General features: G+C 34.3%; 16 protein-coding genes. 13 read left to right on the top strand and 3 right to left on the bottom strand.

The genetic code is table 11. The features are described 5' to 3' along the window. Nucleotides 1–2 precede the first annotated feature (2 nt). The 9 genes from clpP to QUS22_RS04930 all read left to right on the top strand — a co-directional run bounded on the left by clpP (nucleotide 3) and on the right by QUS22_RS04930 (nucleotide 10,211). A complete protein-coding gene (gene clpP, locus QUS22_RS04970; protein WP_289513886.1) occupies nucleotides 3–629 on the top strand; it encodes an ATP-dependent Clp endopeptidase proteolytic subunit ClpP in 627 nt (208 codons plus the stop codon). Next, a complete protein-coding gene (clpX, locus tag QUS22_RS04965; protein WP_289513885.1) occupies nucleotides 629–1,906 on the top strand; it encodes an ATP-dependent Clp protease ATP-binding subunit ClpX in 1,278 nt (425 codons plus the stop codon). Before clpP ends, clpX begins: the two co-directional genes overlap by 1 nt. Nucleotides 1,907–1,921: 15 nt before the next feature. Next, nucleotides 1,922–4,381 (top strand): endopeptidase La, encoded by a 2,460-nt coding sequence (gene lon, locus QUS22_RS04960; RefSeq protein ID WP_289513884.1) that lies wholly within the window; start codon nucleotides 1,922–1,924, stop codon nucleotides 4,379–4,381. A 214-nt stretch (nucleotides 4,382–4,595) separates the two neighbouring features. Next, nucleotides 4,596–5,669, top strand: coding sequence for an AI-2E family transporter (locus QUS22_RS04955; RefSeq protein ID WP_289513883.1), 1,074 nt, complete (start codon nucleotides 4,596–4,598; stop codon nucleotides 5,667–5,669). 120 nt (nucleotides 5,670–5,789) lie between these two features. Next, entirely contained in the window at nucleotides 5,790–6,425 is a 636-nt protein-coding gene (locus QUS22_RS04950; RefSeq protein WP_353477747.1) for a DnaA ATPase domain-containing protein, read from the top strand. A gap of 368 nt (nucleotides 6,426–6,793) precedes the next feature. Beyond that, complete coding sequence (locus QUS22_RS04945; protein ID WP_289513881.1) at nucleotides 6,794–7,780, top strand: tyrosine-type recombinase/integrase; 987 nt, start codon at nucleotides 6,794–6,796, stop codon at nucleotides 7,778–7,780. Between the two features lie 55 nt (nucleotides 7,781–7,835). Next, nucleotides 7,836–8,561 (top strand): lysophospholipid acyltransferase family protein, encoded by a 726-nt coding sequence (locus tag QUS22_RS04940; RefSeq protein ID WP_353477745.1) that lies wholly within the window; start codon nucleotides 7,836–7,838, stop codon nucleotides 8,559–8,561. A 50-nt stretch (nucleotides 8,562–8,611) separates the two neighbouring features. Further along, a complete protein-coding gene (rpsT, locus tag QUS22_RS04935) occupies nucleotides 8,612–8,881 on the top strand; it encodes a 30S ribosomal protein S20 (protein ID WP_289513879.1) in 270 nt (89 codons plus the stop codon). A gap of 79 nt (nucleotides 8,882–8,960) precedes the next feature. Further along, nucleotides 8,961–10,211 (top strand): citrate synthase, encoded by a 1,251-nt coding sequence (locus QUS22_RS04930; RefSeq protein WP_289513878.1) that lies wholly within the window; start codon nucleotides 8,961–8,963, stop codon nucleotides 10,209–10,211. A gap of 64 nt (nucleotides 10,212–10,275) precedes the next feature. Here QUS22_RS04930 and QUS22_RS04925 read toward each other — a convergent pair whose 3' ends face one another. Genes QUS22_RS04925 through QUS22_RS04915 form a run of 3 tightly spaced genes read right to left on the bottom strand, consistent with a single transcriptional unit; the run spans nucleotide 10,276 to nucleotide 12,295 of the window. Beyond that, a complete protein-coding gene (locus QUS22_RS04925) occupies nucleotides 10,276–10,890 on the bottom strand; it encodes an SCO family protein (protein WP_289513877.1) in 615 nt (204 codons plus the stop codon). Between the two features lie 44 nt (nucleotides 10,891–10,934). Then, nucleotides 10,935–11,630, bottom strand: a complete 696-nt coding sequence (gene dnaQ / locus QUS22_RS04920; RefSeq protein ID WP_289513876.1) for a DNA polymerase III subunit epsilon — start codon at nucleotides 11,628–11,630, stop codon at nucleotides 10,935–10,937. Nucleotides 11,631–11,641: 11 nt separating this feature from the next. Then, nucleotides 11,642–12,295, bottom strand: coding sequence for a Tim44/TimA family putative adaptor protein (locus tag QUS22_RS04915; RefSeq protein WP_289513875.1), 654 nt, complete (start codon nucleotides 12,293–12,295; stop codon nucleotides 11,642–11,644). Between the two features lie 140 nt (nucleotides 12,296–12,435). Between QUS22_RS04915 and secB the strand changes: the two genes are divergently transcribed. From secB to sucD, 4 genes are all read left to right on the top strand, one after another. After that, nucleotides 12,436–12,972 (top strand): protein-export chaperone SecB, encoded by a 537-nt coding sequence (secB, locus tag QUS22_RS04910; RefSeq protein WP_289513908.1) that lies wholly within the window; start codon nucleotides 12,436–12,438, stop codon nucleotides 12,970–12,972. A gap of 203 nt (nucleotides 12,973–13,175) precedes the next feature. Next, on the top strand, nucleotides 13,176–13,376 hold the full coding sequence (gene rpsU, locus QUS22_RS04905) for a 30S ribosomal protein S21 (RefSeq protein ID WP_289513874.1): 201 nt from the start codon (nucleotides 13,176–13,178) through the stop codon (nucleotides 13,374–13,376). 28 nt (nucleotides 13,377–13,404) lie between these two features. After that, nucleotides 13,405–14,580 (top strand): ADP-forming succinate--CoA ligase subunit beta, encoded by a 1,176-nt coding sequence (gene sucC / locus QUS22_RS04900; protein ID WP_289513873.1) that lies wholly within the window; start codon nucleotides 13,405–13,407, stop codon nucleotides 14,578–14,580. Continuing rightward, a complete protein-coding gene (gene sucD, locus QUS22_RS04895) occupies nucleotides 14,568–15,452 on the top strand; it encodes a succinate--CoA ligase subunit alpha (protein WP_289513872.1) in 885 nt (294 codons plus the stop codon). The genes sucC and sucD overlap by 13 nt, the downstream gene beginning before the upstream one ends. Nucleotides 15,453–15,460: the final 8 nt, after the last annotated feature.

Raw genomic sequence — 15,460 nt, 5'->3', positions numbered from 1 at the left:
GTATGACTCTTATACCAATTGTAATTGAGCAAACTAGTCGCGGTGAACGTGCTTATGACATATATTCGAGGTTAGTAAAAGAGAGAATAATTTTTGTAACTGGTCCTATTGAAGATAACATGGCCAGCGTAATAGTAGCGCAGCTTTTGTTTTTAGAATCGGAGAACCCTGATAAAGATATTTATATGTATATTAACTCACCAGGTGGTGTTGTAACTGCTGGTTTATCGATCTATGATACGATGCAGTATATAAAGTCAGATGTTTCAACTTTATGTATAGGTCAAGCTGCATCTATGGGCTCTCTGTTGCTTGCGGCTGGCACAAAAGGTAAGCGTTATTCTTTGCCTCATTCAAGAATTATGATACATCAGCCATCTGGTGGTTATCAGGGGCAGGCAACTGATATAGAAATACATGCTAATGAAATTTTGCGAGTTAAGAAGAAGCTGAATCAGGTTTATGAAAAACATACTGGGAATTCGCTAAAGAAAATTGAAGGAATGATGGAAAGAGATAAATTCATGGATCCTGAAGAAGCAAAGAAAATTGGCTTAGTTGACAGAGTAATAGCTGAGCGTAAAGATATTAAGATTGAAAACATTAAAATTGAACAAAAGGTGAGTTAATGGATAACAATAACGATTTACACTACTGTTCTTTTTGCAATAAGGCGCAAAACGAAGTAGATAAGTTGATTACTAATTCTTCAGATGGTTTGAAGGCATTTATTTGTAATGAGTGCATAGAGTTATCTCATAAAGCAATAAGTCAAAAGAAAGGGGGGGCTTTTAATTCAAATTATATGTCTGATGTAAAGTTATTGCTGAAGAAGCCTGAGGATATAAAAAACTTTCTTAGCAAGCATGTTGTGGGTCAAGAACATGCACAGCATGTTTTATCTGTTGCTATGTATAACCATTGTCAATCCATGGCGCAACTTCACTCTATAAGTGATGTTGAAATCGAAAAATCTAATGTAATGCTCATTGGGCCCACTGGTTCTGGTAAAACTTTGTTAGCTAAAACACTTGCTAAAGTTTCAGATGTACCATTTGCTATGGCTGATGCAACAACTTTGACTGAAGCGGGTTATGTAGGTGATGATGTGGAAAGCGTGTTGTCACGTCTATTGCAGGCTGCAAATTATGATGTTGCGAAGGCACAGCGTGGTATAGTGTTTATAGATGAAATAGATAAAATCACAAGAAAATCTGAAAGCACTTCAATAACGCGTGACGTTTCAGGTGAGGGAGTCCAGCAGGCTCTGCTTAAGATTATGGAAGGTACAGTTGCTTACGTTCCGCCGCAGGGGGGGCGGAAACACCCACAACAAGAATTTATACAAGTCGATACTAATAATATACTGTTTATTTGTGGAGGAGCTTTTGAAGGTCTAGATAAGATCATTGAAGCGAGAAAGAAAGGAACATCAGTTGGCTTTGGAGCAGATATCAGTCAATCTAAAGAGCAAAGAAAAAAAAATGCTTTACATGATGTGCAGCCTGAAGATTTGATCAAATTCGGGCTAATACCAGAATTCGTAGGGCGGGTTCCAATAACTGCTGTTTTAGATGAGTTAGATCATGAAGATTTGGTACATGTATTGGTAGAGCCAAGAAATGCACTAATAAAGCAATACAAAGCATTACTTGCATTTAACAAAGTAAATCTTGAGTTTTCAGATGAAGCAATATCAGCTATTGCTGAAAAAGCTATGAGTTACAAAACGGGTGCAAGAATGTTACGTGCTATTTTAGAGTCACTTTTGCTTGATGTTATGTACACAACTGGAAATGGAGGTTTTGAAGGTAGTACAATAGTAATCACTAAGGAAATGGTAGAATTGGGAAAAGCAGTAATTAACTGTAACAACAGGGGTGGTATTATAACAGTTAATGATTAATTTGAGGCATGTATTATGAGCATTGAATATGCTGTGGACTCTAATTTTGCTATATTGCCGGTATTACCTTTAAGAGATGTAGTAATTTTTCCAAATATAGTGGTGCCTTTATTTATAGGTAGAGAAAAGTCTATTAATGCACTAGAGTATGCAATTAATAATAGTATTCGTCAAAATGAGATTTTTCTTGTGACACAGCAAGATGGCTCTATTGATAACCCGGAACCACAAGATCTTTATGGAGTAGGTGTACTAGCAAATATTGTACAACCATTAATAAAATTACCTGATAATGCTGTAAAAGTTGTAATCCAAGGAGTAGGCAGAGGAAGAATTATAGAGTATATCAACTCTCATAATTTATTACAAGCTAGAATAGAGTTAGATATTCATCATGAATGTGAGGAAGGTAAGGATAATATTGACCTGGAAGCTTTAAGACGGTCTGTTGTAAGTGCATTTGATAGCTGGTGTAAACTGAACAAGAAAAATCAGCCTGAAGTTGTTGTTAATCCCATTGATCAGATCAAAGAAATTGATCAACTTGTAGACACGATAGTTTCATATTTAAATATAAAAGCGTCAGATAAACAAAGCATACTTGAAACTTATGGTCCAGTAGAGCGTTTAAGAAAAACTTTTACTTTTATTGAGAGAGAAATAAGCATTTTGAATGCACAAAACCGTTTATATAAAACAATTAAATCTCAAGTTGAGAGCACTCAGAAAGCTTACTATCTTAATGAGCAATTGAAAGCTATACAGAAAGAATTGGGCGAATTTGAGAATGGAGAAGAAGGAAATATAATAAATGAATTTGAAAAAAAGATAAATGAAACAAAGCTTTCTCAGGAGGCAAGGGAAAAAGCTATGACTGAGTTGAAGAGATACAAGAAAATGAATCCCATTTCTCCTGAAGCTACGGTTATATTTAATTATCTGTATTGGTTGCTTGATTTACCATGGGGGAAATGCAAAGATGTAAAAATTAATTTAAATGCAGCTAAGAAAATCTTAGATGAAAACCACTATGGCATAGAGAAAGTAAAAGATAGAATAATAGAGTTTCTGGCAGTATTAAAGAGAGTAAAAGAGATAAAAGGTCCTATGCTTTGCTTGGTTGGGCCGCCTGGCGTTGGTAAAACTTCTTTGGCCAAGTCTATGGCAAGAGCAGTAGGGAGAGATTTTGTTCGCATAGCTCTTGGTGGTGTGCGTGACGAATCTGAAATACGTGGTCACAGGAAAACTTATATTGGTTCAATGCCTGGCAAAATCATTCAACACATGAAAAAAGCTAATTCGTGCAACCCGCTTTTTTTACTTGATGAAATAGATAAGATGGGTTCTGACTCGCGTGGTGACCCTGCATCTGCATTACTTGAGGTTTTGGACACTGAGCACAATAAGCACTTTACGGACCATTACTTAGAAGTTGAGTTTGATCTTTCAAGTGTAATGTTTGTAGCTACGGCAAACAGCTTAAATTTGCCACACCCTTTGCGTGATAGGATGGAAATTATACAATTATCTGGTTATACTGAAGATGAAAAAGTTAGCATTGCTAAATATCATCTAATTCCCAAATTAAGAAAAGAGCACGGTTTACGTCAGAAAGAGTGGAGCATAACTAGCGATGCACTGTATGAATTGATACGCTTATACACACGTGAAAGTGGTGTTCGTAGTATGGAAAGGGAGCTTGCAAAGCTCATGAGGAAAGCAGTTAAAAGGATATTGACCGATAAAAATAAGAAGATATCCGTAGGGGTTGGCAATTTGCAAGATTATTTAGGGATACGTAAATATACCTTTGGTATTGCAGAAAACGAGAGTTTAGTAGGGATAGTAACTGGACTTGCCTATACTGAAACAGGTGGTGATATCTTAATGATAGAGTCAGTTCTGATCCCAGGCAAGGGAGAAATAAAATATACGGGAAAGCTTGGAGAAGTTATGAAAGAATCTATAAAGGCTGCGTATAGTTATATTCGATCAAATTGTCTATTTTTTGGTATAAAACCTGAAAAATTTCAAAATAATGATATACATTTGCATTTACCTGAAGGCGCTGTACCAAAGGATGGGCCTTCTGCTGGTAGTGCAGTATGTACGTCCATTGTTTCTCTTATGACAAATATACCAGTTAACAAAAGTGTTGCTATGACAGGTGAAGTGACATTGCGTGGTAGGGTTTTAGCTGTTGGAGGCTTGAGAGAAAAGTTGCTTGCAGCACTCAGGGGATCAATCAAGACTGTGATTATACCTAGCGAAAATGAAAAGGACATGCAAGAAATCCCGGCAAATATTAAGGAGAAAGTTAACGTGGTTTTTGTCAAGAGTATTGATGAAGTTATAAAAATTGCTTTGATACAACCTATTATTCCAATTAAAAACGATAATGGAAACAGTGCACCATCTTCCCCTATAAAAAATAAAGATGATAATTTTCCTGACCTGGAAACGCTAAAGCATTAAAATGTAGCTAAAATGATCTAAGTTTGCTAAGTGCGGTAGTGTAAATAAGCTATACAGTAGTTGTAGCATTACTTATTTCAAAGACTTCTTCTTTTGTCAATTTTCTAAAATAATTCTGTGAAACGTAGTTGGTATCTGTAGCAAATTGTAAAATACCTTTAACATAGACAAAATAAATTATGTATTATTTCAATAAATTGACTATGCTAAAAGCATGCAAAAACGTCATGTAACTGTTTGTCTTATATTGCTTATTATAATTGGTGCATTATTTTTAGTGCTTCCTATGATTTTTCCATGCTTAATATCTATTGTTGCTGCATATTTGTTTAATCCGCTAGTAGTAAAGTTTGAAAAGTATAAAATACCGCGCCTATATTCTGTAATTTTTATAATATTTATCTTATTGATGGTTTTTGTATTTGCTGTTACGTTTGTTTTACCTATTGTATACGCTCAAATTACTTCGATATTGAATTTTATAGTAAGTAAAGCACCTTCGTTAAACCTTAAAATTATTCCATCTGTATTAGAGTTTCTTAATGTAAAAATAGGAGATGGTTTGTTTGATCACTCATCTAGAAATCTAGCAGAAAATTATGGCGATTATATATCTTATTTCATAAATGCTTTTGGTATTGCCAGTAATTTTGTAATCCAGGTATTAAGCTCGAGCTTTAGCTTAGTTCATACAGTGTCTTTAGTAGTAATCACTCCAGTAATGTTCTTCTATATATTGCGTGATTGGCCTCTGATTGTAGCAAAAGTTAGTAAATTAGTTCCTGTTCCTTATAGAGAAGAAGTTGCAGATTATTTTTCAAAAGTGGATTTCATTGTATCTAATTACTTAAAAGGACAAGCAAATGTATGCATTATTATGATGGTCTTTTACTCTGTAGGCCTTAGTATAATTGGGTTGAAATATCCTGTTGCTATTGGAATTTTATCGGGAACACTAACGTTTATACCTTATATAGGCTCATTATTATATACCACTGTTGGGTTTTTGAGTGCTGTTACTCAATTTAGTGGGTGGCTTGAAAGCATTGCTGTTTTACTATTATTTGGTGTTGGACAGTTAATGGATGCAAATATACTAGTTCCTTTATTAATAGGAAAAAAAGTTCATATACATCCAGCTGTAATTATTCTTGGAATTACTATGTGTGCTTCATGTTTTGGATTTATTGGTGTATTGCTTTTTGTTCCAATAATAGCAATATTTACTGTATCAGTAGGATGTGCAATTAATAGATACCTTAAAAGTGAGTTTTATAAAAATGGCTAGCAGGTTTTTGCGTAACCAGTTTGTGATAATGAAATGTGAACCACAGAATGCCTAATGTACTAAAAAAGAGTAAGCAAATTTTGACACAAAAATTACTGTCAGGAGCACAAAGTGTTTAATGTGCAATTGAATTTATTTAACAGTAATCAAACTGATTACAATCGGCAAAATTTCATCGTTTTAGAAGAGAATAAGCATATGTACAATTCAGTAATTAGTGATTTGTCTTGGAAATGTCTAATTCTTTTTGGGCCTAAATGCTCTGGTAAAACTCATCTTGCTAACGTTTGGCAATCGATAAACAATGCACATTTTATCAATGTGAGCAATTTTATAAGTGAGATTAGATATAGCGACGCTTTTATCTTGGAAGATATACAAAATATTCAAGATGAAGCAATGTTATTGCATTGTTACAACTACATGAAAGAAAATAACAAGAGATTGCTAATTACTTCTTCAGCTTTGCCAAAAAGGCTTAATTTTAAATTAAAAGATTTAAGTTCTCGTATATTATCAACTGCCAGCGTAAAAATTCCACCTGCGAGCGAGGAGTTATTAAGAATTATGTTAGTAAAACGGTTTTCAGACAAACAATTAAAAGTTGATTTGAAAGTGGTAAATTATATTTTGGCAAGAATAGAACGTTCTTTTTGCAGCATTAATAAAATTGTAGAGAAAATAGATGACAAGTCTATGGGATCAAGTGTTACCATTCCTTTTGTTAGCGCTTTATTAAAAAAAGATATTATGTGATTTCTTCTTTTACAGAGCGTTTGTTATATATACTAAGAATTTACTAACATCTGTGGCCCTAATGCAGGGATCACCGCTTGGTTGTACTGGTGCTGTGAAAAAATCTTATACTATAATAAGTATAAGTGGATGCAAATAATAAGTGGTATATTATAGTAGAATTCACTTTGTAATATGCTTTCTATAGATTTGATGTTATAATTTAACCATGGTAAGAGTTAGATCAAATCTAAAAAAAAAGTTAAGACGAAGGTTTATTGTACTTGTTCTATTGGTAAATGCTTTATTTATCTCGTATTTTTTAATAAGGAATACAAATGACATTTCCAATCGAATTATAGTTAAGGAAGTAAATATAGGAGCCGATAATGAAAAGTAAGCAATTACAAGATAAGAAAGAAAATCTTTATATAACATATTACGTAGATGCTTTGGTATCAGAAAGGTCTGCTACACGAAATACTTTAGAAAGTTATCGTTCAGATTTACGTCAACTTGAAGATTTTTTATTAGAAAGTGGCACTACTTTAGTTGGTGCAAGCAAAGCTAATATTAAAGATTATGTGAAGTCTCTGTACGCACAAAAGAAATATAAAAGCAGTTCTGTATCGAGAAAAATATCTGCTATGAAAAATTTTTATAAGTGCCTATTTAATGATGGAATAATAGATTTCAACCCGGCTCCAGCTAATGATGATGAATTAAAAAATCCAAAAGTTTTTCGTTCTTTACCAAAGTATTTAAGTGTTGAAGAAATGCTTTTGTTAATGGACACAGTAAGAAAATCAGCAAGCGAGTCAAATAAAGAGATAAACAGTAAAAGGCTATGTGCTATTTTAGACATCCTTTACTCTTCTGGCATGCGTATTTCTGAACTGATTAGTATGAAGTTATGTGAAGTGTCACATTTAGTAAACAGTGATGATAAAGAATGTTATGTAATAATAAAAGGGAAAAGTGGTAAGGAAAGGCAAATCCTTTTTAATCAACAAGCACTACAAAGCCTTAGAAATTATTTATCAGTGCGTGACAACCTGATTTCTAACGGAAAGGGGTCTAGTTGGTTATTTCCAGGTAGTAAACTTAGTAAGCCAATTACAAGGCAGAGAATTGGTCAGTTAATTAAGGAATTAGCAAGAAAATGCAGTATTGATGAAAACAAAATTTCTCCACATGTGATTAGACATTCTTTTGCTACTCATCTATTGGATAGTGGAGCAAGTATTGTGCTGATACAGAAAGTTCTTGGCCATACTAACCTTTCTACAACACAAATATATACCCATATTGCTAACAAGAAATTGAAGGACAAATTGGCTGATTCACACCCTATCACTCAGGTAATCAGTGGTTAAACTTATTGTTTTTAATTTGTAGTAGAGTTAAACTTAAGTAAATTTATCTGAGTTTGTGATTTCAAGTTTATTGTTTAACTTCTTTCTTATATTATGGGAAGTGCTCTATACTTTAATTACTCTTCCTATAATTTTCTTTCCTGCACGTATAGTAAATATTTTTCTTGTCTACTCAGTGAAGGTTGTATTGCTCATACTTCGTTTATTATGTAGAATTGAATATGAAATTAGAGGGGTAGAAAACATTCCAAAGCAGCCATTTGTAATTGCCTCTAAGCACCAATCTCCATTGGAAACATTTATTTTTATACTTTTATTTAGAAACGCAGTTTTTATTTTAAAACGTGAACTGAAGTGGATTCCGTTTATTGGCTTGTATCTAATGGCGCTCAGGATGATTTTTATTAACCGTTTAGATGGTATCAGTTCTATACGCTATATTATTAAGTTAGCTAAGATGCATATAAAGGAAAATAGAAGCATAATAATATTTCCTGAAGGCACCAGAACAGCTGCAAAGCAAGAAGCAAAATATCGGCCAGGTGTTGCTGCTTTATATGGCGTGTTGTCTGTTCCTGTATTACCAGTTGCTTTAAATACCGGTTTATTTTGGCCAAAGAGCATACTTTCCATAAGAAAAAATCCAGGAAAGGCAATAATAGAGATATTACCGCCAATATATCCTGGGTTAAGCAAGGACAAATTTTTGGAAAATTTAGGAAAAGCTATAGAAGAGAAAAGTAACAAGTTGATTGCAGAAAAAACTAGTATTGCAGGTTAGTGGAAAATTCTTATAATGAGAAGAGAGTACAGTGTTTTAGGTATTAATATATGGCAAATCATAAGAGTGCTAAAAAAATGATAAAGGTAATAGCAAAGCGCACTTTAGTAAGTAAAATGCGCAAAAGCAAAACCAGCACTGCTATTAGGAAATTGGTTGATATAATTAAGTCTGGTGACAAAGAAAACGTCATTCTAGCATTTCGAAATGCTGAATCTAATTTACACAAGTGTGTGAATAAAGGTGTTATTCACAAAAACGCTGCAGCGCGTAAAATAAGTCGCTTAAATGCAAAAGTAAAAGCATTGATGATCGCTTAGTGTGGTTAATTTAAAGTTAACCAGGTTAAGATATACTCTTAAGTTGTGTGCTTTGTATAGAGTTTTAGTAGCTTAAGTGATGGATAAAAAAGCGTTATTGGAACTAAACAATGGATTAAAAATTGAGCTACCTATATTAAGTGGAACAATAGGTCCTAATGTGTTAAATATTAAGGATTTGTATAGGACAACTGGATTATTCACTTATGATCCAGGGTTTGTTTCCACAGCTTCATGTTCTTCTTCAATTACATTTATTGATGGCGATGAGGGAGTTCTTAAATATAGGGGGCATGATATAGCTGATTTGGCAGAAAATAATAATTTTACTGCTATAATTTATCTATTACTCTATGGTGCGTTGCCTAATTTAGAGCAACACAAAAAGTTTCTTTTAAAAATAGGAGAATTATCCAAAGTATCAGAGCAGGTTATAAACGTAATTAAGGCATTTCCAAAAACTGCTCACCCTATGTCAATTTTGATTGCATGTTTTGCAAGTTTGTCGGCATTTTACCATGAGAGATATGGTAACACTGTCAATAGTGAGAACCTAGATTGCGGAATTTCTGCAATAGCGCAAGTTCCTGCAATTGTTGCAATGATATATAGGCATATCAAAAATCAGGAATTTATAAATGCTCAAAATGAATTGAGCTATAGTGAAAATTTCTTAAGAATGATGTTTGGTGATGCTTTTAATAACGATAAAAGCTCTCTTTTTGTGAAAGCTTTGGATAAAATATTCATTCTCCATGCTGATCATGAACAAAATGCTTCTACGGCAGCTATCAGATTAGTGGGATCGGCTGGTTCTAATTTGTTTGCAAGCCTCTCTGCAGGGATTGCTACACTTTGGGGGCCAGCGCATGGTGGAGCTAATGAAGCAGTTATAAACATGTTAAGAGAGATAGAGCAAAGTGGAGATATAGGTAAATTCATTGAGAAAGCTAAGGATGATAAAGATCCATTTAAATTGATGGGGTTTGGCCATCGTATTTATAAAAATTACGATCCACGTGCGCGTATACTGAAAGGAGCTTGTAATGAGGTTTTAGATAAACTAGAACAAGATAATAAACTACTCAAGATCGCAAAAGGACTTGAAGAGGTAGCTTTGAAGGATGAGTATTTTGTTATGCGTAAATTATACCCTAATGTTGATTTTTACTCAGGTATAATAATGAACGCTATTGATATTCCTTCAAATATGTTTACACCTATTTTTGCACTTGCAAGGACCACTGGTTGGGTTACTCAGTGGTACGAAATGATGAATGATAAAGAAGCTAAAATTTGTAGGCCAAGACAACTCTATGTTGGTGAATAAAGTTTTCATTTGTAGTCTTTAACTAATTAGCTTGATCTTAATGTACAACCCAGGACAGAAAAGCCTATAGCCCATTTACATATTTCTTGACTTCGGCTGCAATTTTATCAGATTGGCTTTTATCTGAATTTAAATCTGCTACAAAGTGTGCAACATATTTTCCTCCAGGGCCAATAAGATATATTATTGAAGAATGGTTGATTTCCTCTTCTCCACCAACTTTGCTGGCGTATACTTTATAATTTGCAATTACCTCATCTATTTTTTCTCTTTCACCAGTTAACATTTGTATTCTATGGTCAAATTGCTGCTGAAATTCTTTAAGTTTTTCTGTACTGTCGCGTTCAGGGTCGACTGTTATGAAAAATGTTTGTAGTTTGTCATTAGTTTTCTCATCTAACATTGCAAGTATTTCTGAAATTATTCCAAGATTCATAGGGCAAATCTTTTTACATGAAGAAAACCCGAAGAAAATCATCATATACTTATCTTTAAAATCACTACTGCGTACGATCTGCTTGTCTTGGTTAGTCAGAACAAAATCTGCTTCTATCTTAACCTCTGCGTTGTGAATTACTGCTGGAGCAAAAATACCTTTTTTAGTAAAATAACAATAACCAAGGAAAATAGCTGCTAGTGCTACTATTACGCTAGATAATAACCTTACAAGCTTTACCATTAGAAATCCTTAAGTAAAGTAAGATCATATCTTTATTGGTTGACTTATTCAATATATTTTTTCCAAAGTGGACTGTTGATTTTATCTAATAGTTTTCTATGTTCATTGATTTCTTCATTACTTGGTAAGTATTTCCTGCAAGTTAAATTACGTGTTTTATGCTGGGTAACTGTGGCGTTGCTGTCCTGCTCACACCTATTATCAAATAGAAAAGTTTGTAATCCCCCTGTAAGCTCAACATACACTTTTGCGAGCAACTGAGCGTCAATTAGTGCTCCATGAAATTCTCTATCCTCTAGTGATATGTCAAAACGTTTGCATAATGCACTTAAAGACGCAGGTGACCCTGCAAACTTTTTTCTCGCAAGTGGCAATGTATCTAGTACTCTGTCTAAAGAAATTAACCCAACATTTAGTTTATCCAGTTCCATATTAAGAAACTTAATGTCAAACTCAGCGTTGTGAATTATCAAAATATCGCTAGATATAAAGTCCAGAAATTCAAGTACAACATCTGAAAATAATGGTTTATCTTCTAAAAACCCTTCACTAATGCCGTGAATCTTAAATGAGTGATAAGGTATATCTCTTTCTGGATTAAGATACTGATGGAATACTTTGCCTGTTGGGATGCGGTTAATTAATTCCACACACCCTATTTCAATAATTCGATGACCAGATTCTATATCAAGACCAGTAGTTTCAGTATCAAGTACTATTTCACGTAGCTTATTTTCCATGTTAAATGAAACTAGTCATGCTTACTGTTTTTCTTGCCATCGTCTGCCTTTTTATAGTTTATGGAAATAAGCAACCAGCTTGGGTTTGATGAGGTAACGTTTTTTTTGAATTGCCATACATCCTCAACTTTATTGATCGTGGATGTGCTACCTGATATAACGTCTCCTTTGTCGTTCTTAACAAAGTTAATTTGCTCTGAAAGGAAATATACTGCGATGAGTGCTACATTTTTTACTAGTTTTATTTCTAAAATCTTTTGTGAAATGATAGAAACAATTATAGATTCATGTACTTCCTTACGATGTTTGATTTTCTCTACAAAGTTGTTATATAAGTCTTTATCCAAGAGAGGTTTTAACTGGGACAAATTTCCTTGATTGAAATATTTTATTATTAATTCAAAAGCTATACTTGAACCTTTCATGAAATGAGAAATGGAGAAGTCTTTGTTTTTTTGTAATATTTGTTCGTAAGTAGCTTTTATTGAATTTTTGTCGTTGCTATCGATGTAATCTTCAATGTTTTCTACATCTTCTCCACTTTGGCTTGTATTCAGTACGCTAGTCAGTTTATTGAGGTTGAGATTTGTTGACTTTCCTAAGGAATTGTACAAGCGCGAAAAAACGAACGCTGCTAATAAAGCATATATTACGAGTTCTATCATACTAACTCAACTCCTTAGCCTTAACATACAAAATACCTGAACATTATTAATTATTGAAGAAAATGTGCTTATTCTATGTCAATCTACAGTTAGGTTTGCTATTCATTTATAAATGGGTATATTATACAAGAAAATATTAAATACTTCAACTTAATTATAAGGAGACGTCAGAAGTGTCACAACAAAAAATGAAAATTCATGGTCAATATATTAAGGATCTATCGTTTGAAAATCCGAATTCACCATTCCTTTCTTCAAAAGAAGCTCCCAGTATTAATGTAATGGTTAATGTCAATTCAGTGAAATTGGAAGGAACTGAAGGTAAAGAAGAGGGAGAGAAGAAAAAATCTTTCCATGAGATTACTTTGCATATAGAAGCTAAAGCGATGGTAAAAAATGAGAACGTAAAAGATGGTGTTGCTTTTATTTGTGAAACGAAATATTGTGGTATTTTTTCAATAGAAAACCCTGCAGAGCTGAGTGCAGAAGAGGTAAGGCAAGCTTTATTTATTGGTGGGCCTACTTTTCTTTTCCCTTTTGCGAGAGAAATAATTGCAAGGGCTACAAGTAGTGGTGGATTTCCTCCACTTATGCTAGATCCTATAGATTTCGAAGCTATGTATAAGCAGCAAAGTCAACAACAAAAAAGCAACGCTAGCAATGAGAATTTTAATTGATATGGCACTATTCTTGTCATTCCAGTGTGTAATTGCTTTATTGCACAGCAAGTTAAAAGGCTTTAACGCTTTTAATAGCAGAGCTTTTTAAGGAGTGCTAGTCATATTACAGCTTAATGCTTGAGTTTATAAAATAATTGACAATGTTAATTTTCTAATTTATAAGTAAACTTTTGAGATAATTACCGAAGGAGGTATAGCGTTTGATTGAAGTATCAGTTCATTATGGTGATGTAGATAGAGCTTTTCCAGTATTGAAAAAAACAATTCAGAAAGAAGGAAGAGGAATAAAAATGAGAAAACAATATCATGAGAAAAAGTCAGAAAAAAGAACTAAAAAAAAAGCTGAAGCTAAAAAAAAGAGGCGCCAACAAGAGAGCAGAAGGCAGCGTTATGGCTGGTAATTTTTAATAGTTTATCGTTGGTTGTTTTATGGATATTCACGAATATCAAGCAAAGGAGATTTTACGTAAATTTAATGTCCCAGTGCCGAAGGGTTTTGTTACTACTTCTGCAGAAGAAGTAGAGGCTCAAGTAAACCTATTAAAATCTGACATGTTTGTGGTTAAGGCTCAAATACATGCAGGTGGTAGAGGTAAAGCTGGTGGCGTGAAGTTAGCAAAATCAGCCGAAGAAGCTAAGCAATTTGTAAAGTCTATGCTTGGCATGACTTTAGTTACTCACCAAACAGGGCCAAATGGGCAGCAAGTGAGAAGAGTATATATTGAGGAAGGATCAAGCATTAAGAAAGAATATTATTTAAGCCTGGTAATTGATCCAAAGCTCAGTAGGCCGGCATTCATATTTTCCTCAGAAGGTGGAATGGATATTGAAGAAGTTGCAAAAAATTCTCCTGCAAAGATTGTAAAATTTGATATTGATTATGTTGCAGGTTTTACAAGTTTTGATAGATGCAAATTAAGCAGCAGTTTTAATTTAAGTCCAGAACAGGTAGAAAAAATAACAAATGTTGCAAAAAATATATATGATGCATTTACTTTAACCGACGCAAGTCAAATAGAGGTTAACCCGCTGGTTGAAACAAATTTTGGAGATTTTGTTGCACTTGATGCAAAAATTAACTTTGATGACAATGCTTTATATCGTCATCCGGAGGTTGTACAACTCCGTGATTATGATGAAGAAGTAAAGGAAGAAATAGAAGCTTCAAAACATGGGCTCAGTTATATAAAAATGGATGGCAATATTGGTTGCATGGTGAACGGTGCAGGTCTTGCTATGGCAACAATGGATATAATAAAGTACTACGGAGCAAAGCCTGCCAACTTTTTGGATGTTGGTGGTGGAGCAAGTAAGGAGACTGTTACCAAAGCATTCAAAATTATATTGTCTGATAGTAACGTAAAAGGAATTTTAGTTAACATATTTGGCGGTATAATGCGTTGCGATATTATTGCAAGCGGTATTGTTGAAGCTGCAAAAGAAATGAGCATAAAAGTTCCTCTAGTGATTAGATTATCAGGCACTAATTTTGAAGAAGGCAAAAGAATCTTGGAAGAGTCAGGGTTAAATATTATTGCTGCAGATGGGCTTAATGAAGCTGCGCAGAAGATAGTAAAAGAGGTAAATAGAGTATGTCCGTTTTAGTAAGCAAAGATACAAGGTTAATATGCCAGGGTTTTACTGGTGCACAGGGTACATTCCACTCAGAGCAGGCAATTAGCTATGGAACAAAAATGGTTGGTGGTGTAACTCCTGGCAAGGGTGGGAGCACTCACCTTAATTTACCAGTTTTTAATACTGTAGCAGAAGCTAAAGAAAAAACTGATGCAGATGCCACGGTGATATATGTGCCTGCTAAGTTTGCTGCTACTGCGATACTCGAAGCAATAGATGCAAAAATAGAATTGATAGTTTGTATTACAGAAGGCATTCCCATACTTGATATGGTAAAGGTTAAGCACGCGCTTATTGGTTCAAAAAGTCGGTTAATTGGTCCAAACTGCCCGGGAGTTATTACACCTGAGAAATGCAAAATAGGAATTATGCCGGGGCATATTCACAAGCGCGGGCATATAGGAATTATGTCTCGTTCTGGAACTTTAACTTATGAGGCGGTAGCGCAAACAACTGCTGTTGGTCTTGGTCAGTCAACATGTATCGGAATTGGAGGAGATCCTGTTCACGGTATGACTTTTGTTGACTGTATGGAGCTGTTTTTGAAAGATGACGATACTCATGGTATTGTGGTCATTGGTGAAATAGGTGGAAGCGAGGAAGAGGATGTATCACATTTTATAAAGACAGAAAAAACTAAGAAACCAGTTGTTGGATTTGTAGCTGGTCAAACGGCGCCTACAGGAAAACGAATGGGACACGCTGGAGCTATCATCTCTTCCAGTGGAGGAAGTGCTGGTGCAAAGCTAGAGGTTATGAGAAGTGCTGGTATTTCAATTGCAGAGACTCCTGCAGTGATTGGTAAGAAGGTGTTGGAAGTTATGCATCAGTGCCTAGCCTAGAATTAGGA

The sequence above is a fragment of the Wolbachia pipientis genome (assembly GCF_030373985.1).
In the GTDB taxonomy this organism is placed as follows: Bacteria; Pseudomonadota; Alphaproteobacteria; order Rickettsiales; family Anaplasmataceae; genus Wolbachia; species Wolbachia pipientis_D.
This window is presented reverse-complemented; position numbering and strand designations above follow the sequence as displayed.